The organism is Caldanaerovirga acetigignens (genome assembly GCF_900142995.1).
Taxonomy (GTDB): Bacteria; Bacillota; Thermosediminibacteria; order Thermosediminibacterales; family Thermosediminibacteraceae; genus Fervidicola; species Fervidicola acetigignens.
In genome coordinates this window covers 96,542-116,546 of record NZ_FRCR01000002.1, presented here as the reverse complement: position 1 = coordinate 116,546, position 20,005 = coordinate 96,542, and the positions used below count along the sequence as shown (strand labels likewise).

General features: G+C 41.5%; 25 protein-coding genes. 24 read left to right on the top strand and 1 reads right to left on the bottom strand.

Annotation, left to right across the window (positions count from 1 at the left end; genetic code table 11):
• The first annotated feature begins 3 nt into the window (after positions 1 to 3).
• The 14 genes from mnmG (at position 4) to BUB66_RS02050 (ending at position 12,864) form a co-directional block, all read left to right on the top strand.
• A complete protein-coding gene (mnmG, locus tag BUB66_RS02115) occupies positions 4 to 1,893 on the top strand; it encodes a tRNA uridine-5-carboxymethylaminomethyl(34) synthesis enzyme MnmG (protein ID WP_073253922.1) in 1,890 nt (629 codons plus the stop codon).
• Positions 1,883 to 2,611, top strand: a complete 729-nt coding sequence (gene rsmG, locus BUB66_RS02110) for a 16S rRNA (guanine(527)-N(7))-methyltransferase RsmG (RefSeq protein WP_073253918.1) — start codon at positions 1,883 to 1,885, stop codon at positions 2,609 to 2,611. Before mnmG ends, rsmG begins: the two co-directional genes overlap by 11 nt.
• A 72-nt stretch (positions 2,612 to 2,683) precedes the next feature.
• The gene (gene noc / locus BUB66_RS02105) at positions 2,684 to 3,487 is read left to right on the top strand and encodes a nucleoid occlusion protein (RefSeq protein WP_073254231.1); all 804 of its coding nucleotides are present in this window, start codon (positions 2,684 to 2,686) and stop codon (positions 3,485 to 3,487) included.
• A gap of 124 nt (positions 3,488 to 3,611) precedes the next feature.
• Entirely contained in the window at positions 3,612 to 4,373 is a 762-nt protein-coding gene (locus BUB66_RS02100) for a ParA family protein (RefSeq protein WP_073253915.1), read from the top strand.
• On the top strand, positions 4,366 to 5,217 hold the full coding sequence (locus BUB66_RS02095; protein ID WP_084098587.1) for a ParB/RepB/Spo0J family partition protein: 852 nt from the start codon (positions 4,366 to 4,368) through the stop codon (positions 5,215 to 5,217). Before BUB66_RS02100 ends, BUB66_RS02095 begins: the two co-directional genes overlap by 8 nt.
• A gap of 58 nt (positions 5,218 to 5,275) precedes the next feature.
• Entirely contained in the window at positions 5,276 to 6,133 is an 858-nt protein-coding gene (locus tag BUB66_RS12270) for a methyl-accepting chemotaxis protein (RefSeq protein WP_191088083.1), read from the top strand.
• Between the two features lie 236 nt (positions 6,134 to 6,369).
• The gene (gene hydG / locus BUB66_RS02085) at positions 6,370 to 7,797 is read left to right on the top strand and encodes a [FeFe] hydrogenase H-cluster radical SAM maturase HydG (protein ID WP_198409331.1); all 1,428 of its coding nucleotides are present in this window, start codon (positions 6,370 to 6,372) and stop codon (positions 7,795 to 7,797) included.
• Positions 7,798 to 7,890: 93 nt separating this feature from the next.
• Positions 7,891 to 9,036 carry an aminotransferase class V-fold PLP-dependent enzyme gene (locus tag BUB66_RS02080; RefSeq protein WP_073253909.1) on the top strand — a complete coding sequence of 382 codons (1,146 nt, stop codon included), beginning with the start codon at positions 7,891 to 7,893 and terminating at the stop codon, positions 9,034 to 9,036.
• A 32-nt stretch (positions 9,037 to 9,068) separates the two neighbouring features.
• The gene (locus tag BUB66_RS02075) at positions 9,069 to 9,764 is read left to right on the top strand and encodes a DUF554 domain-containing protein (RefSeq protein WP_073253906.1); all 696 of its coding nucleotides are present in this window, start codon (positions 9,069 to 9,071) and stop codon (positions 9,762 to 9,764) included.
• 22 nt (positions 9,765 to 9,786) lie between these two features.
• Positions 9,787 to 10,329, top strand: coding sequence for a DUF4446 family protein (locus BUB66_RS02070; protein ID WP_073253903.1), 543 nt, complete (start codon positions 9,787 to 9,789; stop codon positions 10,327 to 10,329).
• Between the two features lie 47 nt (positions 10,330 to 10,376).
• Complete coding sequence (locus BUB66_RS02065) at positions 10,377 to 11,285, top strand: M23 family metallopeptidase (protein ID WP_244269712.1); 909 nt, start codon at positions 10,377 to 10,379, stop codon at positions 11,283 to 11,285.
• 14 nt (positions 11,286 to 11,299) lie between these two features.
• Positions 11,300 to 11,674 (top strand): bactofilin family protein, encoded by a 375-nt coding sequence (locus BUB66_RS02060; RefSeq protein ID WP_073253900.1) that lies wholly within the window; start codon positions 11,300 to 11,302, stop codon positions 11,672 to 11,674.
• On the top strand, positions 11,671 to 12,540 hold the full coding sequence (locus tag BUB66_RS02055; protein ID WP_073253896.1) for a diacylglycerol/lipid kinase family protein: 870 nt from the start codon (positions 11,671 to 11,673) through the stop codon (positions 12,538 to 12,540). Before BUB66_RS02060 ends, BUB66_RS02055 begins: the two co-directional genes overlap by 4 nt.
• A gap of 42 nt (positions 12,541 to 12,582) precedes the next feature.
• Positions 12,583 to 12,864: a YkuS family protein gene (locus tag BUB66_RS02050; protein WP_073253893.1), complete on the top strand. Its 282-nt coding sequence runs from the start codon at positions 12,583 to 12,585 to the stop codon at positions 12,862 to 12,864.
• A 23-nt stretch (positions 12,865 to 12,887) separates the two neighbouring features.
• Here BUB66_RS02050 and yyaC read toward each other — a convergent pair whose 3' ends face one another.
• Positions 12,888 to 13,457, bottom strand: coding sequence for a spore protease YyaC (yyaC, locus tag BUB66_RS02045; protein WP_073253890.1), 570 nt, complete (start codon positions 13,455 to 13,457; stop codon positions 12,888 to 12,890).
• Positions 13,458 to 13,576: 119 nt separating this feature from the next.
• Between yyaC and BUB66_RS02040 the strand changes: the two genes are divergently transcribed.
• The 10 genes from BUB66_RS02040 to rplI all read left to right on the top strand — a co-directional run bounded on the left by BUB66_RS02040 (position 13,577) and on the right by rplI (position 20,005).
• On the top strand, positions 13,577 to 14,149 hold the full coding sequence (locus BUB66_RS02040) for a CvpA family protein (protein ID WP_073253887.1): 573 nt from the start codon (positions 13,577 to 13,579) through the stop codon (positions 14,147 to 14,149).
• Between the two features lie 11 nt (positions 14,150 to 14,160).
• Positions 14,161 to 14,760, top strand: coding sequence for a sulfurtransferase-like selenium metabolism protein YedF (gene yedF, locus BUB66_RS02035; RefSeq protein ID WP_143156182.1), 600 nt, complete (start codon positions 14,161 to 14,163; stop codon positions 14,758 to 14,760).
• A gap of 19 nt (positions 14,761 to 14,779) precedes the next feature.
• On the top strand, positions 14,780 to 15,628 hold the full coding sequence (locus BUB66_RS02030) for a mechanosensitive ion channel family protein (RefSeq protein ID WP_073253880.1): 849 nt from the start codon (positions 14,780 to 14,782) through the stop codon (positions 15,626 to 15,628).
• A 26-nt stretch (positions 15,629 to 15,654) separates the two neighbouring features.
• A complete protein-coding gene (locus BUB66_RS02025) occupies positions 15,655 to 15,840 on the top strand; it encodes a DUF951 domain-containing protein (RefSeq protein ID WP_342039303.1) in 186 nt (61 codons plus the stop codon).
• Positions 15,841 to 15,909: 69 nt separating this feature from the next.
• Entirely contained in the window at positions 15,910 to 16,197 is a 288-nt protein-coding gene (gene rpsF / locus BUB66_RS02020; RefSeq protein WP_073253874.1) for a 30S ribosomal protein S6, read from the top strand.
• Positions 16,198 to 16,210: 13 nt separating this feature from the next.
• Positions 16,211 to 16,645 carry a single-stranded DNA-binding protein gene (locus tag BUB66_RS02015; RefSeq protein WP_073253872.1) on the top strand — a complete coding sequence of 145 codons (435 nt, stop codon included), beginning with the start codon at positions 16,211 to 16,213 and terminating at the stop codon, positions 16,643 to 16,645.
• Between the two features lie 18 nt (positions 16,646 to 16,663).
• Entirely contained in the window at positions 16,664 to 16,888 is a 225-nt protein-coding gene (rpsR, locus tag BUB66_RS02010) for a 30S ribosomal protein S18 (protein ID WP_073253869.1), read from the top strand.
• A gap of 44 nt (positions 16,889 to 16,932) precedes the next feature.
• Positions 16,933 to 17,874, top strand: coding sequence for a YybS family protein (locus BUB66_RS02005; RefSeq protein ID WP_073253866.1), 942 nt, complete (start codon positions 16,933 to 16,935; stop codon positions 17,872 to 17,874).
• Positions 17,874 to 19,562 (top strand): DHH family phosphoesterase, encoded by a 1,689-nt coding sequence (locus tag BUB66_RS02000; protein ID WP_073253863.1) that lies wholly within the window; start codon positions 17,874 to 17,876, stop codon positions 19,560 to 19,562. Before BUB66_RS02005 ends, BUB66_RS02000 begins: the two co-directional genes overlap by 1 nt.
• A complete protein-coding gene (gene rplI, locus BUB66_RS01995) occupies positions 19,559 to 20,005 on the top strand; it encodes a 50S ribosomal protein L9 (RefSeq protein ID WP_073253860.1) in 447 nt (148 codons plus the stop codon). Before BUB66_RS02000 ends, rplI begins: the two co-directional genes overlap by 4 nt.

Here is a 20,005-nt window from a genome sequence, read left to right as displayed (position 1 = left end):
AAAATGGAATACACTGCTGGCTATTACGATGTTGCCGTTGTTGGTGCGGGGCACGCCGGTTGTGAAGCAGCGCTGGCATCAGCACGATTAGGCCTAAAAACGGTTGTTTTTTCATTGAACCTCGACAGCATTGCGATGATGCCATGTAACCCCTCTATTGGAGGGCCTGCTAAAGGTCATCTTGTGAGAGAAATAGATGCTTTAGGAGGAGAGATGGCGAAAAACATAGATAAAACGCTGATTCAGGTGAGGATGCTGAATACTAAAAAGGGGCCTGCAGTGCGAGCATTAAGAGCGCAAGCTGATAAAAAAGCATACCAGTTTTCAATGAAGTATACGTTAGAAAGGCAAAATAACCTGGACATTGTACAGGCTGAAGTGACAAAAATTTTGGTAGAAGGGACAAAGGTTAAAGGTGTAGCAACGAAGACGGGGGGTATATTTTACGCAAAAGCCGTTATACTGACTACGGGTGTGTATCTTAGGGGTAGAATAGTAATTGGAGATGTAAGCTACAGCGGAGGACCTAATGGGTTATTCCCGGCTAATGAGCTTTCAAAATGTTTGGAGGAACTCGGATTCGAATTGGGAAGATTTAAGACGGGAACACCTCCTAGAGTCCACAGGGATTCAATAGATTTTTCAAAAATGGTAGAACAGCCGGGAGATGAAGTTATAATACCGTTTTCTTATGAAACTGAGAGGATTGAAAGGCCCCAAGTTTCATGCTGGCTCACATATACAAATGAAAAGACGCATGAGATAATTAGGAAAAATTTACATAGGGCGCCGCTTTACACTGGACAAATCAAAGGTGTAGGACCACGATATTGTCCGAGTATTGAAGTGAAAATAGTAAATTTTCCAGAAAAAGAATCCCATCAGGTATTTGTAGAGCCAGAAGGGCTGAATACTTGTGAGATGTACCTGCAGGGAGTTTCAACGAGCCTTCCAGAAGATGTACAGCTAGAAATATTAAGGACGATAAAAGGTCTAGAAAATGTAAAAATGATGCGTGCTGGATATGCCATAGAGTATGATTACGTTGTGCCTACCCAATTAAAATTGACTTTGGAAACTAAGGAAATTGAAGGTCTGTACATGGCAGGGCAAATAAACGGTACTTCCGGGTATGAAGAGGCAGCGGCGCAAGGATTAGTTGCAGGCATAAATGCGGCATTGAAGATAAAAGAAAAAGAGCCGCTAATATTAAAAAGGTCTGATGCTTATATAGGCGTGCTGATAGACGACTTGGTGACTAAAGGTACTGAAGAACCTTACAGGATGTTGACATCCCGTGCCGAGTACAGGCTGTTATTGAGGAATGATAATGCAGACATAAGACTGACGGATATAGGTTACAGAGTTGGATTGATAACAGAGGAAAGATATCAAAAATTCATAAAGAAAAAGATAATGATTGAAGAAGAGATAGAAAGATTGAGGTCGACAAAAGTGACGCCTACTTCAGAAGTAAATATGGCTTTGGAAGAAATCGGATCAACGCCATTGAATACCCCTGCGACTCTGGAAGATCTTTTAAAAAGGCCAGAAATAAGTTATGAGCTTTTAAAAATTATTGACAAAGAAAGACCCGAACTGCCGAATGAGGTAATTGAACAGGTGGAGATAATGGTTGCATTCGATGGGTATATAAAGAGGCAGTTAAAACAGGTGGAAAATTTCAAGAAGATGGAAAACAAAAAAATACCTGAGGATATAGATTACGATAAAATTTACGGTCTTAGAATGGAGGCAAAAGAAAAATTGAAAAAGATAAGACCGGAATCCATTGGACAGGCATCGAGGATTTCCGGAGTAAATCCTGCAGATATTACAATCTTATTGATATACCTTGAAGCGGAAAGAAAGAGGAAGAAGCATGAAAAATAACTTTAAAAAAAAATTGATCGAAATAGCTAGATGGGTAAATATCGAAATAGAAGAAAATAATGCTGCGAAATACGAACAATACAGAAACGAAATTGAAATTTGGAACAAGAAAGTAAATTTAACTTCTGTAAAAGACGAAGAGGAATTTATGGTAAAGCACATAATAGATTCGTTAATGGTATTAAAAATGATTGAAATTCCTTTTGGTGTAAAAATTATAGACATAGGGACAGGTGCAGGATTTCCCGGAATACCGATCAAAATATCAAGAAGGGATTTAGAAATCTATTTATTGGATTCAAATAAAAAGAAGACGATTTTTCTGGAAAATACAATTAAGAATTTGGGATTAAAAGAAACTTACGTTTTATGTGGGCGAGCTGAAAATTATGGAAAAAATATGCAATTCAGAGAAAAATATGATTATGCCTTTGCGAGGGCTGTATCAGCTTTAAATGTTCTGTTGGAATTGTGTTTGCCTTTTGTAAAATTAGGAGGATTTTTCGTGGCATTAAAAGGTAAGGAGCCGGAAGAGGAAATTGTGCAATCAAGGGGTGTATTTGAAATATTAGGAGGAAGGTTAGAGGATGTAATATATTACGAACTGCCGATTGGAATTAAAAGGAGTCTTGTGGTTGTGGAAAAGGTTGGAAAGACGCCGATAGAATACCCAAGAAGAGAAGGAATACCTGAAAAAAAGCCTCTTTTTATGAAATAATTTCCAAAAAAAGAAGGAGTTTGAAAAAGTTGTATAGAATAATACACTAAAAAAAAGAGGCGGTGGTTGTTTGTGTGGGGGGGAAGGAAAAGCGAGATTATAAATATTCCTGTAGATGCTATAAAACCAAACCCTTACCAGCCTAGAAAAAATTTTGACGATAAATCATTGCAAGATCTAATTGATTCGATAAAAATATACGGAGTACTTCAACCTATAGTGGTAAGAAGGATGGGGAAAAACGAATATGAATTAATTGCTGGGGAGAGAAGATGGCGAGCATGCCTGCAGGCGGGACTAAAAGAAATCCCAGCAGTAGTGCGCGATGTTAAAGAAACTGACTCAGCAATTATGGCATTAATTGAGAACTTGCAGCGAGAGAATTTAAATTTTATAGAAGAGGCGGAAGGTTATAGGCAACTGATTGACGAGCACGGACTAACACAAGAGCAGCTTGCTGAGCGATTGGGAAAAAGCCAATCGACCATAGCAAATAAGATTAGAATATTAAAAATGCCTGAAGATATTTTAAAAATTATTTCCCAGGAAAATTTAACAGAAAGGCACGCAAGAGCTTTGCTGAAACTACCTGAAGAAAGTCTTCAAAGGGAAATACTGAAGAAAATAGTTGAAAAAAAATTAAATGTCAGGCAGACTGAGGAATTAGTGGAAAGAACATTACAGAAATTACATGAAAAAAAGGATAAGATAGGAAATAAAAGGATGTTGAAAGTTGCAATAAAAGATATAAGAATATTTATCAATTCCGTTAAAAAGCTTGTGAGCAATATCAAAGAGACAGGATATAAAGCTGAATATAAGGAATATGATAGAGGAGAATATATTGAAGTGGTGGTTCAGATCCCTAAAAGGTGATGAACCATTTTTTTGTGCCAGAAAGAAGGAAAAAAAGCGAAAAAAAAGAAATGATTAAAAATGGGAAAATAAATTTTGTAATTAATTAGAGAAGTATTCGATAAAAATTCGCGGGAGTGATTTGATGGCAAAGGCAATAGCTATTGCAAATCAAAAAGGTGGAGTTGGTAAAACTACGACGGCTGTAAATCTAGCTGCTTGTATTGCATCTTTCGAGAAAAAGGTTTTGCTGATTGATATTGATCCGCAGGGGAATGCAACAAGCGGTTTAGGGTTAGATAAGTACAAAACGGAAAATTCAATCTACAAGGTACTTGTTGACGAAGAGAGCATAAAAAAGAACATAGAAAAGACAAGATACGAAAACCTTTTCATACTGCCTTCAAATATTCAACTTGCAGGGGCAGAAATTGAACTAGTTATGATGATATCAAGAGAATATAGGTTAAAAAATGCTATAAAAGAAATAAAAGATGAATTCGACTATATTTTTATAGACTGTCCTCCGTCGCTTGGACTGCTAACATTGAACGCTTTAACGGCTGCAGATACAGTTTTAGTTCCAATACAGTGTGAGTATTACGCTTTAGAAGGCTTGGGGCAGTTGATGAATACTATAAGTTTGGTAAAAAAGCACTTGAATAAAAACTTAGAAGTAGAAGGAGTATTACTTACAATGTTTGATCCCAGAACTAACCTATCCATACAAGTAGTAGAGGAGGTAAAAAAATATTTTAAGGATAAAGTTTACAGGACAATAATTCCTAGGAATGTAAGGTTAAGTGAGGCTCCTAGCCATGGAAAACCTATAATAATTTATGATTCTAAGTCGAAAGGAGCGGAAGTTTATATGGAACTTGCAAAGGAGGTGTTGGGAATTGAGTAAGAAAGGATTAGGGAAGGGGTTGGGAGCTCTTATTCCGATGATTGATGAAAAAGATGAAGGAAGCATACAGGAGGTTGATATAGAAGAAATAAAGCCGAACAAAATGCAGCCTAGAAAGGATTTTGATGAAGAAAAGATAAGGGAACTGGCTTCCTCAATAAAAGAGCACGGAGTCCTACAGCCTGTGATTTTAAGAAAAGCTAAAGAAGGATACGAACTGGTGGCTGGTGAAAGGCGATGGAGGGCAGCAAAATTGGCCGGGATAAAAAAGATTCCGGCGGTAGTAAAGAACTTGACGGATGCAGAAGTAATGCAAATTGCTTTAATAGAAAATCTACAAAGAGAAGACTTGACACCGATGGAAGAAGCAATGGCGTATAAAAGATTAATGGAAGAATACGGAATGACTCAGGAGGAACTGGCGTCTAAGATAGGGAAAAGCCGCTCTCAAATTGCAAATACGGTGAGGCTATTAAATCTTGAGAGCGAAATCCAAGAAATGATAAACCAGAAGAAAATAACAGCAGGACATGCTCGGGCGATTTTGGCGATTGAGGACCCTAAAGAAAGGATAAAAATCGCAAAAAAAATTATTGAGGAAAATATGTCAGTAAGAGAAACGGAAGAAGTAATAAAAAGAATATCTATTAAATCCGGAAAAACTATGAGAAAGAATAATAAAAATGAAATTAATCCGGCACTGATCCATGTAGCAGAGCAACTCCAAAGGGCACTGGGCACTAAAGTAAGGATTAAGGGCAGCGAAAGAAGAGGAAGGATTGAAATCGAATATTACTCAGAAGACGAACTGGAGAGGATATTGGAAGTAATTGTGAAATTTTAGATTTTTAATAACGCAATTGTTTCACGTGAAACATCTTATTTCAGTTGGAGGGATTTTAATGCTGAGCATTGGAATCGTTGGAGCGGGCAAGGGAGGTACGGCTATTTTGAAAGCGGCAGCGGGCCTGCCGGATATAAAAATAGCAGGCATCGCGGATCTAGATTATAATGCACCAGGGATGCTGCTCGCAAGACAATTAGGAATACCGACATTTCATGACTGCATGGAACTTATGCGGGTGCCGCATCTTGATCTCGTGGTTGAGGTGACGGGGAATCAAAAAGTTCGTGAATCAATAGAGGCTAGCAAGCAAAACAATACATCGGTTTTGGATGCTCAAGCTGCACGGTTGATGATGGGCATAATCAACGCAAAAGAGGAGATGATGGAGAAACTTCAGGTCCATGCTCAGGAACTTGCTACCACGGCGGAAGAGCTAGAAAATGCGATTTCCAGAATAGCGGGAGCGACTAAAGAACTCGCAAAGGTAGCCGAAGAACTGGCGTCAAGAGGCCAGGTGCTCAGTGATGCTGCAGGAAACGCTAAAAATCATTTAAGTAAAATAGGTGATATACTGTATTTCATCAAAAAAGTTGCAGCCCAAACTAATCTCCTCGGCCTTAATGCGGCTATAGAGGCTGCGAGAGCCGGCGACTATGGGAGGGGATTTTCCGTGGTAGCTGGAGAAGTCAGGAAGATGTCCACCGATAGCGCAAAAGCAGCCGAGCAGATAGGTGAGACCTTAAGCAACATAGAAAAATCAGTAGGTGAGATAATAAATGGGATACTGGAAACCAGCCAGGTAACGGATCGCCAGGCGTCTGCAACCCAGCAAATTGTCGAGAAAGTAGAGCAAATAAGACAGGTAGCAGAAAATCTGGGAAAGGTTGCCGGTAGATTGGACGCGCTGAAATGATAATGCATATTGATTTTTCAGATTAAAAATAATATAATAGAAAAAAATATACTATCAGGGACCCTGACGCAAGGGGAGTCCTGAGCGAAGGGGGGAAGGCCAAAGAATAGTGGGTTTTGCTGCTTTTCCTCCGGGAAAAGCTTTTTATTTTCTTTTTTCCACCGGGATTTGACAGTGAAGGTGGAATTTTTAAAAGACAAACTCGTGATTATTTTCACTAAAAGGGAGATGATAAAATGTATATCAACAAAAACAACAATTTGGAAGAGCTTAAGGCAGATTTTATTGACGATGAAGCCATTCATAAAGCTTTGGAATCCGGGAAAAAGGCTTCCAGAGAGGATGTAAGGGAAATCTTTCATAAAGCCAGAGAAGCAAAAGGCCTCGACGTGGAAGATGTCGCAAAGTTGCTATATTGTGAAGATGAGGAACTCCTAGAGGAAATGTATTCTACTGCAAAAGAATTGAAGGAAAAAATTTATGGAAAAAGGATAGTAATTTTTGCCCCCCTTTACTACAGCGATTACTGCATAAACAATTGCCGCTATTGCGGCTATAGAAGGGACAACAAGATTGCTCGAAAAAGGCTTACGATGGAAGAGGTAAGGCGAGAAGTGGAGATTTTGGAGGAAATGGGTCACAAAAGATTGGCCCTTGAAGCTGGTGAAGATCCTGTAAACTGTCCCATCGAATATACGCTCGAAGTGATAAAGACAGTATACGACACGCGGTTGAAAAACGGGAGCATCCGCAGGGTAAATATAAATATCGCCGCGACGACGGTAGAAAACTACAGGAAATTAAAAGATGCTGGAATAGGTACCTATGTCCTTTTCCAGGAAACCTACCACAGGCCAACGTACAAATTTATGCATCCTTCAGGTCCGAAGAGTGATTACGATTATCACACGACGGCAATGGATAGAGCGATGGCTGGCGGTATCGACGATGTCGGACTGGGAGTCCTATTTGGCCTTTACGACTACAAATACGAGGTTCTCGCCCTTCTTCAACATGCAAAACATCTAGACGAAGCTTACGGTGTGGGACCCCATACCATATCTTTCCCTAGGATCAAACCGGCTTTGGGAGTTAACGTAAAGGAATTTCCATACCTTGTATCTGACAGTGAATTTAAGAAAATAGTAGCAATAATGCGCCTTGCCGTGCCGTATACCGGCATGATTCTTTCAACAAGAGAACGTCCGGACTTCAGGGAGGAAGTCATATCGCTCGGTATATCGCAGATAAGTGCAGGTTCATGCACGGGTGTCGGTGGATACTATGAAGAAATAGCAAATAAGGGAAAAAAATCAAATACACAATTTCAGGTTGAAGACCACCGCACTCCAAATGAAGTTCTGCTTTCGCTATGCGAAAGGGGATATCTTCCCAGCTACTGCACGGCATGCTACCGGAGAGGGCGAACTGGAGACAGGTTTATGGAACTTGCGAAATCTGGAAATATTCAGAACTTCTGCCAGCCCAACGCTATACTGACATTTAAAGAGTTTATAATGGACTATGCTGACCCAATACTTAGAGAGATAGGGGAAAAGGTAATAGAAAAAAGTCTTGATGACATTCCCAACCGAACTGTAAGGGAAAAAACAGCAGAAAGGCTAAAGAAAATAGAAAGAGGAGAAAGAGACCTTTTCTTTTAAATAAATTTTTGAATGGTATCTGCGAAAGTGCTTTTCGCAGATACTTTTTTGTGGTAAAGTAATTATTGATTTTAATATAAAGGGGTGCTGCAGATGGCGTATTTCGATAATGCGGCTACTTCATGGCCTAAGCCTGAAGAGGTATACAAGACGGTTGAAGATGTAATGAGGAAGTTCGGGGGAAACCCGGGCAGGAGCGGGCATAAAAAGGCTTTAGAAGCTGCACGGCTTATTTATGATGCAAGGGAAGTCATGGCGGATTTTTTGAATGCTGAAAGTCCGAGCAATATAGTTTTTACGATGAACGCCACTGACGCACTCAATATTGCCATAAAGGGGGTCCTGCGCCCGGGAGACCATGTCATAACGAGTTCCATGGAGCACAATTCTGTGGCGAGGCCCATTTACGCCCTGACAAAATGCGGTGTGGAATGGGAGATAGTCAAGTGTGCAAAGGATGGCACACTGGACCCCGAAGATATTTTAAAGGCAATAAAGCCAAATACCCGCCTTATTGCCATAACCCATGCCTCTAACGTGACCGGAACCGTAATGCCCATCGAAGAAATAGGCAGGATTGCTCGAGAAAGGGACATCTTATTTCTTGTGGATGCTGCTCAGACAATAGGCATTCTCGACATAGACGTTAGAAATCAAAATATAGACCTGCTTGCTTTTCCCGGGCACAAAGGCCTTTATGGCCCTCAAGGTACTGGTGGGCTTTACGTCAGAGAAGGGATTAAGCTGACGCCGCTAAGGCAAGGAGGCACCGGAAGTTTTTCTGAGGAACTTTCGCAGCCTGACATACTTCCTGACTTGCTGGAGTCCGGAACTCTCAATACGCCCGGTATCGCTGGTCTGGCTGAAGGAGTGCGGTTTTTAAAAAAGTTAGGCCTTTCGCATGTACGTTCTCATGAGGAAATGCTAACCCGGAGGTTTTTAGAGGGCTTAAAGAAAATCGAGGGGATTACTGTATACGGCTGCCCGCATAAAAAAAGCGAAGTAGCCGTGATTTCATTGAACGTAAGAGGACTTGATTCATCCGAGCTGGCCTTCTTGCTGGACAGCAAGTATGACATTCAAGTTCGGCCAGGACTCCACTGCAGTCCATTGGCACACGAGACTATTGGCACAATTGATAAAGGGACTGTAAGGTTTAGCTTTTCAATATTCAATACGATCGAGGAGATACAAAAGGCCCTTTCTGCATTAGAAGAGATATCTAGCAAATCCCGATAACTTTTAAATATATGAAAGGATGGTGCCATGATTTGCTCGGTACAGTGATAAACTCTATTGCTATCATAATGGGTGCACTTTTAGGCAACCTTTTAAAGGGTCGTTTTTCTGAAAATATGAGCACAACTCTTATGCAAGGCTTAAGCCTTGTGGTGATGCTGATAGGATTGTCTATGGCATTAAAAACGGAAAATTTTCTGATATTGACCCTCAGCATTGTAAGCGGGGCGGCACTGGGCGAGATTATGAAAATTGAGGAAAAGTTGAACCGGCTGGGAGAAGCGCTCGAAAGGCGCTTTGGTGGTGGTGACGGAAATTTTACAAAAGCTTTTGTGTCCGCAAGCCTCATCTATTGCGTAGGGGCAATGGCCATAATGGGGGCAATTGAAAGCGGTCTTACGGGAAATCACAGTATATTACTTGTAAAATCCATATTGGACGGCGTGTCCGCAGTAATTTTTTCATCGACTTTAGGCATTGGCGTCGCTTTTTCTGCAGCAACGGTCTTTCTTTATCAGGGGAGCATAGCCATGGCGGCTGGGTTCATAAAGTCTTACCTTACTGATGTCATAATTGCAGAAATGACTGCAGCGGGCGGACTTTTAATTTTTGGGATTGGAATAAATATGCTGGAAGGCAAATCAAGGGTGAAAGTGGGCAACTTGCTACCTGCCATCTTTACCGCTATTGCGTTTACAATACTGATTTCAAAATTTCCGAAACTGTAAAAAGAGCTGGAGGAATCCTGCGATGACGCAAAATTTTTTTAATTTACTACATGGTTTTTTTAAAGCGAACTTGGACAAGGTTTTAATACTGCTGATTGCGATTTCTGCTGTGAGCCTTATTGTGTTTATAATCATAAATATCAAGTTGAATAAAATTACAAAGAATTATATAGCACTAATGAGAGGTGCTGGTGGTAAAAATTTGGAAGAATTGCTTATAAAATATTTTCAAAGTGTAAAACAGGCTATGTCGGAGGTAGCCGCAATAAAGGAACGAATTAATATCTTGGAAAAGGACATGCTTTTTGCGGTCCAGAAGGTACATATAAAAAAATACAATGCTTTTGCAGATATGGGCGGAAACTTGAGCTTTTCGATGGCATTATTAAACGGTGAAAATAGCGGGGTCATTATCACGAGTATTTATGGCAGAGAAGAGAGCCGCGTATACCTAAAACCGGTGGTAAAAGGGGACCCAGCCTGTGCCTTGAGTCCGGAAGAAAAAGAAGTTCTCGAAAAGGCGATAACAAAAGAAGGATTTTTGAATGCAAAAGGCGAATTTTAAAATTTCGTATAATATCGGCAGAAACCTGAAAGGGGGGCGGTAAATCGGTGAGAAAGGGCAGGAAAAAGCTTGTCACATTTATGATCATACCTCATTCGGAGAAATCAATTTATTCCATCTCTCTTACTGATTCAATTTTAAAGGCAATAAAATACATAGCTACCGCGTCTTTGTTTTCACTGGTAGCGGCTGGTATAGGTTTTTTCGCATCTTATATAGAACTTAAAGCGAAAAATGAGGAATTGTCGTCAAAGGTTCAATGGTATGCAAAGATTGAAGAGAAGTTAAATTATTATGAGGAAAAGACAAAAAGCATGGAACAAAAGGTAAAAGAAATGGAAAAGCTGGATTCAAGCTTGAGGCAACTTTTAAAAGACGACCCAATTTTAAAGGACAAACTCGAGAAAATTAATTCTAGAAGTTCGCCTTCAGAGCTTGCAAGCAGGAGCGGAGTTAACAGAGAAACGGCATTGGAAAGTCTGGAAGACCTAGAAATGAAGTTAGAAGAACAAAAAGGCAGCATAAAGGAACTTATTTCTGTAATAGAGCAAAGAAATTTGAGACTTGCTGCGACGCCTTCTCTATGGCCAGTAAAAGGGAGGATAACTTCCCGCTTCGGATATAGGCGCTCTCCTTTTGGAAAAAGTACAGAATTTCACGATGGGGTAGACATTGCAGCTCCTTATGGAAGCAACGTGAAAGCGGCAGCAGCCGGACAGGTTGTATACTCTGGCTACAAGTCAGGTTACGGCTACACTGTAGAAATAAATCACGGGTACGGATATGTGACATCATACTGCCACCTTTCAAAAATACTTGTAAAAAAAGGCCAATACGTTGATAAAGGTCAGACTATAGGGAGAGTGGGAAGCAGCGGAAGAAGTACGGGGCCTCATGTTCATTATATGGTAAAAGTAAATGGTTCTGTTGTAGATCCAATTGAATTTTTGGAATAACTGAGGGGGTAAGCATGTTCGGAAGAAAAAATGAAAAGATAAAGGTTAATCCTGAAGCGGTAGATACCCTTATAGGGAAGGGTACTGAAATTAAGGGTACGGTGAAAGCTACGGGCGTTCTTCGTATCGAGGGCAAGGTGGAAGGAGAGCTGGAAAGCACAGGGGACATAATAGTTGCCGAAACAGGTGTGGTTAATGCTCAGCTTAAGGCGAGAAATGCGGTAATTGCAGGGGAAGTAAATGGAAATATTTTTCTTTCAGGGAAACTGGAGATTAAGTCTTCCGGCAAGGTGCTGGGGGATTTGAGGGTAGAAGGTATAATAGTTGAAGACGGCGCGTTTTTCCAAGGTAGGTGCGAGATGGACAGAACTAAGGAGGATGAGAGTTGAAAGTTTTTTTTGTAGTTAATCCGAACGCTGGGAAGAAGAAAGCTTTATTACTTTGGAGCGGCTTAAAAAGATTTATAGACATTCCCTATGAGTTTGCGATAACTAAAGGCCCTGGACACGCCACAGACATTGCAATAGAAGCAGTAAAAACGGGCTACAAAAAAATTGTTGCTGTTGGAGGAGATGGTACAGTTAGGGAAGTGGTCCAGGCCCTTGCGTACAGCGAGTCGTTGTTAGGTGTGATTCCTGCAGGAACGGGCAACGATTTTATAAGGTCCGTAGGGATACCTCGAAAACCGGAAAAAGCGTTGGAAATAATAAAAAATGGGAGCGTAAGTTGTATAGACTTATTGAAGGCCGGAGGCAATTTTTTTGTAAATGTGGTCGGAGCAGGATTAGATGCCGAAGTAGCAGATGCAGTCAATAAAAGTATGAGGCTTTTTAACGGCACCATAACTTACGTGGCACAGCTTATAAAGGTTCTGACATTTTATGCGCCTAAAGATGTAATCATAGAAATAGACGGTAATACAATGAAGCGAAGGGCATGGCTGGTCTCCGTAGGGAATGCCAAGTACTACGGCAGTGGTATGATGATATGTCCTGATGCTCGAGTTGACGATGGCTTCCTCGATGTATGCATAGTAAACGAGTTGAGTAAAGCGGAGCTTTTAAGGTTTTTGCCTAGAGTGTTTTCAGGAAAGCACAAAAATCACCCGGCCTACGAAGTCATAAAAGGAAAAAAGGTAAAAATAGAATTTACTCCTTGTGCCAAAGTCCACGCTGACGGAGATGTCATAGGGAACACTCCGGTAGAATTTTCGGTTGAACCTGGAGCTTTAAAAGTGATGACATCAAAAGTATAATTCTGCCAGCTTCCGAGAAAAATAGAATTCGGAGGTGGCAGGATGAAAAGAATAATAGCGGTGGAAGACGGCCTTGAAGACCTTATAGAATATTTGAGAGCGCGGGGGTTTGTAGCCATGCCGTGGAACGAGGCAGTTGGGGAAGTGGATGCTGTAATATATAGAGGAAGGAAACTTAAAGAAATGGCGTCCCTGTCAATTGAAAATATGATGGATAACATGGGTGGGAATTCTTTCGGAGTACTTCTCGTAAATGCTGAAGGCAGAACTAATGAACAAATATATGAGATAATAAAAAACAGAATTTATGATCATTTTATTTAAAAAAGCTGCCCTTAGGCAGCTTTTTATGCAAAGAATTGCTCCATTCCCAAAGCAATTCCTTCGGAAATTACCTTCGCCATCTTCATTACCAAAAATAATCTTGTATTTTGAAGGACGAAGAATTCCATAAATCCACCGACGTTTACTACGCCGGTAACATGGAGCTGACCGACTTCAGGCAGATTTTTTCTGACTCCAGCCCCCGGCTTAATAGGTCCTTTGCCAATCTTTACCGTGCCAACGTTTTCAGAGCGGCCTAGAGATGCATCTACCGCAATAATGTAAGGCTTTTTCAAAATGTCGAGCTCTTGGAGGACATTTTCGAGATTGCCGGCGTGGACTGGTTCGGCAAGGCAGCCTTTAACCTGGGCGTTGAGAAAATTTTTTTCCTTTAGCATGTTTCCCACTAAAGGACCTAGAGAGTCACCGGTAGAGCGGTCAGTGCCTATACACAGGAAAACTATCGGCGAGGGAGGGCAATATGTTTCAGATAAAATTGAGGTGAAACCGTAAGCGATAGCTTCTACCGCATTTGGAGTATCTATGTGAACTCTCATGCCATAAGGTCTTAGTGCGTGGGGGTCTAAAAGCATTATTTTTCCTCCTGAAAACCTTTTTTTACATTATATGTAATTTTTTTGGGTAGTATGCATAAGCTATTTGAAATAAAATTAGAAAGAAAGTTTTTTCGGAAAGAAAGGGGGAATCGGTTATGAATTGGATGGACATACTGCTTTTATTTGTTTTCTTAAAAAGTGCGATAGAAGGTTACACCAAAGGATTTATCCTTTCGGCATTCAGAATTCTAGGTGTTCTGACGGCTATATATGCAGGCCTTTTTTACAGGGATACGGCGGCTAAATACATAGAAAAAAATACAAATGTCAGTGAAGCCCTCAAACCGTTGCTAAATATTACAAGTTCTAAATCGAATCCTGGAGCCCTCCCGGCAGGGGCGGCTATCGATTCACTTATTCAAATGGCCCTATCAGGATTAAGCTTTCTAATAATTTTTTTGGCCGTTCAGCTTCTCTTTGCCTTGGTAGGATTTTTTCTGAATGGGATGTTCAGGTTTTCAGGGCTTTCCCTGACAAATCGGGTATTAGGAGTTTTACTGGGGCTTTTATCTACTTCATTATGGGTTGTGCTGATAAATTCGGTTATTACTCCTTTCTTGATGACATGGCCTGGAAGTGTTCTTGAAAAAGGTATCTCTGGATCGTATATCTTTCAAAAATTAAAGTTCTTGGATTTCATAACTCCAGTTGTGATAAAATTGATATAGGGGGGATGAAATTGGCAAAAGAAGTGGACTGCAGAGGGAAGAAATGCCCCGAGCCGGTTATCATGACGAAAAAGGCTTTAGATTCCATTGAGACGGGACGGGTTGTCGCCATTGTGGACAATGAAGTGGCAAGGGACAATATAATTAAAATGGCAAAAAACAGTGGATGTAATTGCTTTTACGAAGAAGAACAAGGGGAGTACCGTATCTACATCGAAAAGACCCCAGCGGCTAAAAAGACGCCTAAAACAGAAATAAGAGAGGTTAATGAAAAAACGGATTCCTATGTGGTTTTAATTGCGGGCGATGCGCTAGGCAAAGGTTCGGAAGAGCTAGGAAGGCTTCTGATGAGAAATTATATTTATACTTTGAAAGATATCGAGTATTTGCCTGAAAGCATAATATTTTTAAATAAAGGAGTTTATCTTACCACCAATGGCTCGGAAGTTTTGGATGTCTTAAGAGAATTGGAAACTAAGGGAGTGGAAGTGCTTTCCTGCGGAACTTGTTTGGATTACTATGGATTGAAGGAAAAACTTGCTGTGGGGAGCGTAACCAATATGTATGCGATAGCAGAAAAACTATCTAAATTTAGGACTGTTGTAATATGATTGGGAGGACGCCTCCGCTATGAATTTTCAAAGTATGTTGCGCGTAATTTACGAACTTCCGGAAGTTTACAGGTACATTTTCAAAGCATTAATTATTCTAATTTCAGCCGCAGCAGCAATAAAAGCTGGGGCTAGCGTCATAGATAGACTTTTTGCAATGAAGTTTAAGAGGTTGCCAGTTGACGAAAGCAGAATGAAGACCCTGGCAGGACTCTTAAAAAGCGTCCTGAGATACACCGTATACCTTATAGCAGCAGTAGTTATGCTGGATACTTTTGGCGTAAAGACATCATCCATAATAGCAGCAGCAGGCATAGGTGGCCTTGCAATTGGATTTGGTGCTCAAAGCCTTGTGAAAGACGTGATTTCCGGCTTTTTTATAATTTTTGAAAATTATTTTCAGATAGGCGATTACGTTGAGACTGCAGGAGTCTCGGGCGTCGTAGAGGAAATGGGTCTTAGGACCACAAAGCTTCGAGACTTCGGCGGTCAGATACATATAATACCCAATGGAGAAATCACCAGGGTTACTAACTATTCTAGAGGTAACCTCAGAGCTCTGGTGAACGTGAGGATATCCTATGAAGAGGACTTGAATAGAGTGATAGAAATTCTCGAGGAAGTTGCCGAAGAGGTACGCCAAAAAAGGAACGACATTGTGGAAGGGCCTACTGTTCTTGGAGTCAGCGACTTCGGACCTAGCGAGGCTGTTATTACAATATGGGCCAGGACTTTGCCCATGCAGCAGTGGAGCGTTGAAAGGGAATTGAGAAAAGCGATAAAAGAAAGGTTTGACAGGGAGGGGATAGAGATTCCCTACCCCAAGATGATCGTTATAGATGAAAAGAACAAGGGGGCGAAAAATTGAAGTTCCATATCGGCGACGTCGTAGAAATGAAGAAAAAACATCCGTGCGGCAGCTTTGAATGGGAGATCTGGAGGATGGGAGCCGATTTCGGGATAAAGTGTCTCGGCTGCGGGCGCAAAGTAATGATACCCAGGTCCAAGTTCGAAAAGAGCGTCAAAAAGATAGTAAAATGCGTACAGCTTGAAGACCTTGAAAATCCTCCGGATAAATGATATAATACGCAAGAAGCATCTCTGCTCTAGATAAAAATCTAGGGCCGTAAGTCCGAGGAGGTGAAAAAAATGAGGGAATATGAAACGATGTACATTCTCGACCCCACCCTTGACGAGGAAGCAATTAACGGAATGGTGGACAAGTTTAAAAATCTCGTCGAGGAAAGAGGGGGAGAGGTGAAGGAAATCGACCGGTGGGGGAAAAGAAAGCTGGCTTATCCCATCAAGCACCAGAAAGAAGGCTATTATGTGTTGATGAATTTTGCGGCCGACGCCCTAACCGCAAGAGAGATGGAAAGGGTCTTCAGAATAACCCCCGCTGTGCTAAGGCATATTGTCATCCGCAAGGACAAATAAAGGGGTGAAAACTTTGAACAAGGTTATATTGATTGGGAGATTGACCAAGGACCCCGAATTGCGGTTCACCCCTGCTAGTGGAATCGCGGTGACTACTTTTACATTAGCCGTTGACAGGCCTTTCCTAAACCAAAAGGGGGAGAGAGAAACGGACTTCATCCCCGTTGTGGTTTGGAGGAAATTGGCGGAAACCTGTGCCAATAACCTCAAGAAAGGCCGTCTTGTGGGTGTGTCGGGCAGGCTCCAGGTGAGGTCCTACGACACTCCTGGAGGTCAGCGCAGGTACGTAACCGAAGTAGTTGCCGATGAAGTGCAGTTTCTAGACAGGCCGAAATCTGTAGAACAAGATACCGTCTTGGGTGATAACAACGAAGGGATCGGAGATATAGATTTTGATTTCAATTTTGATGATGAAAATTTAAGTGAAGGGGACGATGTACCTTTTTAATGAAAAGGAGGGAAAGAGTTGAAGTCCAGAAAGAACAAGAAGAAAAAGGTCTGCAGTTTTTGCGTGGATAAAATAGATTATGTCGACTACAAGGATGTGGCGAGGCTCAAGAAATTTATAACCGAGCGGGCTAAAATTCTGCCCCGTCGAATAACTGGCAATTGCGCAAGACACCAGAGACAGCTTACGGTTGCTATAAAAAGGGCTCGAAACATGGCACTTTTGCCGTTTACGACTGAATAGGGAGGGGTAACCCCTCTCTTTTTTATAGAAGCGAGGAGGGAAAAATGCACCGCTACAGTACGAAGGCAATTGTTGAAGGGGCACTGCTTTCGGCCATAACAGTTATACTAAGCTTCTTTTCGATATACGTTCCGGGAGTAGGGCTATTGGCTGACTTAGTGCTCCCAGTGCCGGTGATTATCCTTGGAATGAAGCACGGCCTCAGTGTAAGCTTACTTTCTGTGTTGGTTTCAGGTGCCGTTATTGCTGCGTTTTCAGGACCTATCAGGGCGATAACTGGAGTTTTGAGTTTCGGGCTTGTAGGGATGGGCATGGGCTGGGCCTTAAAAAGAAAATACTCTCCATTTAAAGTTTTCGCCGTGGGTACTGGAGCGTCGTTAGTATCAAATATTGCCCTTTTCATGCTTTCACTGGCAATAATGGGTATCAATCCATTTTTGCAGGAGATAGAAATATACAGGGAAAGCCTTAACTCCGCAGCGAAAGTTTACAGCCGCATAGGCGTTGACCCCGAAACCATAAAACCAGCCCTTGAAATGTACGGGAAGATATTAGACTTGATGCCGCTATTGATACCGGCGATGTTAGTTTTGGCTTCGGTGAGCAGTTCGTTTTTATGCTTTCATATTTCAAAAATGATTTTGAGGCGTCTGGGCTACAGCATGGAGGATTTTCCTCCGATTTGGCAGTGGAAAATGCCTCCGTACACACTGCTATTGTTCCTAATGGGACAGCTATCCGTCTTGGTGGAATCTTACTGGCCGGTGGGAATTTTAAAACAAATAGGACTCAACCTTCAGATGATTTTTTCTATCGCGTTTTTTATACAGGGGCTTGCCGTTCTAGCTTTCTTCCTTGGCAAGTACAATGTATCAAAAGTTTTGAGGGTTTTTGTAATTCTATTTCTCTTCTCCAATCCATTTATGGCACAGTTGATATTCCTTCTCGGAATGATAGATACGGCATTTAATTTTCGCAGATTGTAATGGCGGGGAAAGACATGCAAAGACATTTCAACTTCATTAAAAAAAACAGCCTCTTCCTGGCAATTATAATATTACAGCTTTTTGCAGCGTCTTTAATAAACCTTAAGATTGCGTTAGGATTGGGAGCCATTATTTCCTTAGTTTTAATCGGAGCCTATATTTTTTCTAAAAAGAAATTGAAAGAGGAAGGAGAAAAGCTCGAAGAATCAAAGGAGGAGCCCTTTAAATTCCCGGCAAACTCCGGTGTAGCTATTATGTACATTCAGATTGACAATTATGACGAAGTTCTGGCTGCCACACCAGAAGAAAACAGGCCGGAGTTTCTTGCAAGGATTGACAAAGTCATAACTCAATGGGTTCAAAGCTATGAAGGATTTATAAAAAAGTTTGATGATGATAAGTTCTTATCCGCGGTGACTGTAGAAAAATTCCGCCAAATTGAAAAAAACAAATTCAATATCCTTGAAAAAATAAAGGAGATAAAGACTCCCAATGCGCTTGCCGTCACTTTGAGCATAGGCGCATCTTACGGTAAAGATAGTCTCCTAGAACTCAACAAGATGGCGCAAAACGCACTGGAACTATGTCTGGGCAGGGGAGGAGACCAGGCAGTAGTAAAAGCTGAAGGCAGTACTCATTTTTATGGCGGCAGGGCGAGGGAAATGGAAAAATACACTAGAGTGAGGGCACGGGTCATAGCCCATGCCCTTCGCGATTTGATAGAAGAGGCAGATAAGGTGCTAGTGTTGGGACACATATTCTTAGACATGGATGCCTTGGGCGCCGGTATCGGTATGGTAAAAGCTGCAAGGTGCTTAAAAAAGGAAGGGTATTTTGTCTTATCTCCCGATCAGGGCCATTCGGTAGAGGCACTTTTAAAGCTTTTATATGAAGACGATGAAACGCAAAGGTATTTTATGCCAGAGAAAGAAGCCTTAAAAGTTCAAACCAGGGATACTTTGGTGGTTATAGTAGACACTCATAAGCCCTCCTTCTGTTATTCCCAGAAAATCTTACAGCGGGCTGAAAAGGTGGTTTTGATAGACCACCACCGGCGGGGGGAAGAGTTTATCGACAAGGCTATTCTTGTTTATCTTGAGCCGTACGCGTCATCTACCAGTGAAATGGTGACCGAAATGATCCAGTATATGGGTGAAGAGATAAAATTAAGTCCCCGGGAAGCAACAGCCCTTTTGGCCGGCATAAGTGTGGATACCAGAAATTTTTCGTTTAAAACAGGGGTCAGAACCTTTGACGCGGCTTCTTATTTAAAAAGGCACGGTGCAGATCCGACGCTGGTATTCAAACTGTTTCAGGAGGACGTAGGAGAATTTCATAAAAGGGCAGAAGTAGTAAAGCGAATGCAGATTCTTCCCGGTAACATTGCCCTGTCTTATTACGATAAAAAATGCGAAAACCCTCGCCTTACCGCAGCCCATGCCGCTAACGCGCTCCTCGAGATAAAAGGCGTTCACGCTGCTTTTGTACTTGTACCATTTGAGGATGGTGTGGCCATAAGTGGCAGGTCCTTAGGGGAAATTAATGTCCAGAGGATCTTGGAAAAACTGGGCGGGGGAGGGCATTTGACTGTGGCCGGTGCCCAGATTTCCAATGTGACGGTGGAAGATGCGATGAAACGATTAAAGGAGGCCATAGACGAATTCTTGAAAGAGGGGGATGTGAGTTGAGGGTAATACTCCTTCAGGATGTAAAAACCCTTGGTAAAAAAGGAGACCTGGTAAATGTCGCCGATGGATATGCCAGGAATTTTCTTTTCCCCAAAAACCTAGCCGTTGAAGCAACCCCTGGAAACCTGGCAAAATTAGAAGAAGAAAAAAAAGCAAAGGAGAAGAAGCTTGCAAGGCAAAAGATGGAAGCAGAAGAAATGGCAGAAAAAATTAAAAAATGCAGTGTGACGTTGAAGGTAAGAGCGGGGGCCCAGGGGAAACTGTATGGCTCCATAAATTCGAAAAACATAGCTGATGCTTTAAAGGAGCAATACGGCATTGATATAGACAAAAGAAAGATTCAGCTTGACGAGCCGATTAAAGCTTTTGGTAGTTATGAAGTGCCGGTTAAACTTCATCCCGAAGTCGAGGCAAAGCTCATCGTAAGAATAGTCGAAGGGTGA

Bases quoted from the DNA above. Each gene is read 5' to 3' on its own strand.
- rpsF (WP_073253874.1), top strand. From the start codon at position 15,910: ATGAGGGAATATGAAACGATGTACATTCTCGACCCCACCCTTGACGAG.
- BUB66_RS02100 (WP_073253915.1), top strand. From the start codon at position 3,612: ATGGCAAAGGCAATAGCTATTGCAAATCAAAAAGGTGGAGTTGGTAAA.
- BUB66_RS12270 (WP_191088083.1), top strand. From the start codon at position 5,276: ATGCTGAGCATTGGAATCGTTGGAGCGGGCAAGGGAGGTACGGCTATT.
- BUB66_RS02025 (WP_342039303.1), top strand. From the start codon at position 15,655: ATGAAGAAAAAACATCCGTGCGGCAGCTTTGAATGGGAGATCTGGAGG.
- yyaC (WP_073253890.1), bottom strand. From the start codon at position 13,457: ATGCTTTTAGACCCCCACGCACTAAGACCTTATGGCATGAGAGTTCAC.
- BUB66_RS02060 (WP_073253900.1), top strand. From the start codon at position 11,300: ATGTTCGGAAGAAAAAATGAAAAGATAAAGGTTAATCCTGAAGCGGTA.
- BUB66_RS02030 (WP_073253880.1), top strand. From the start codon at position 14,780: ATGAATTTTCAAAGTATGTTGCGCGTAATTTACGAACTTCCGGAAGTT.
- BUB66_RS02080 (WP_073253909.1), top strand. From the start codon at position 7,891: ATGGCGTATTTCGATAATGCGGCTACTTCATGGCCTAAGCCTGAAGAG.
- BUB66_RS02050 (WP_073253893.1), top strand. From the start codon at position 12,583: ATGAAAAGAATAATAGCGGTGGAAGACGGCCTTGAAGACCTTATAGAA.
- rsmG (WP_073253918.1), top strand. From the start codon at position 1,883: ATGAAAAATAACTTTAAAAAAAAATTGATCGAAATAGCTAGATGGGTA.
- BUB66_RS02040 (WP_073253887.1), top strand. From the start codon at position 13,577: ATGAATTGGATGGACATACTGCTTTTATTTGTTTTCTTAAAAAGTGCG.
- BUB66_RS02070 (WP_073253903.1), top strand. From the start codon at position 9,787: ATGACGCAAAATTTTTTTAATTTACTACATGGTTTTTTTAAAGCGAAC.
- mnmG (WP_073253922.1), top strand. From the start codon at position 4: ATGGAATACACTGCTGGCTATTACGATGTTGCCGTTGTTGGTGCGGGG.
- BUB66_RS02000 (WP_073253863.1), top strand. From the start codon at position 17,874: ATGGCGGGGAAAGACATGCAAAGACATTTCAACTTCATTAAAAAAAAC.
- BUB66_RS02005 (WP_073253866.1), top strand. From the start codon at position 16,933: ATGCACCGCTACAGTACGAAGGCAATTGTTGAAGGGGCACTGCTTTCG.
- hydG (WP_198409331.1), top strand. From the start codon at position 6,370: ATGTATATCAACAAAAACAACAATTTGGAAGAGCTTAAGGCAGATTTT.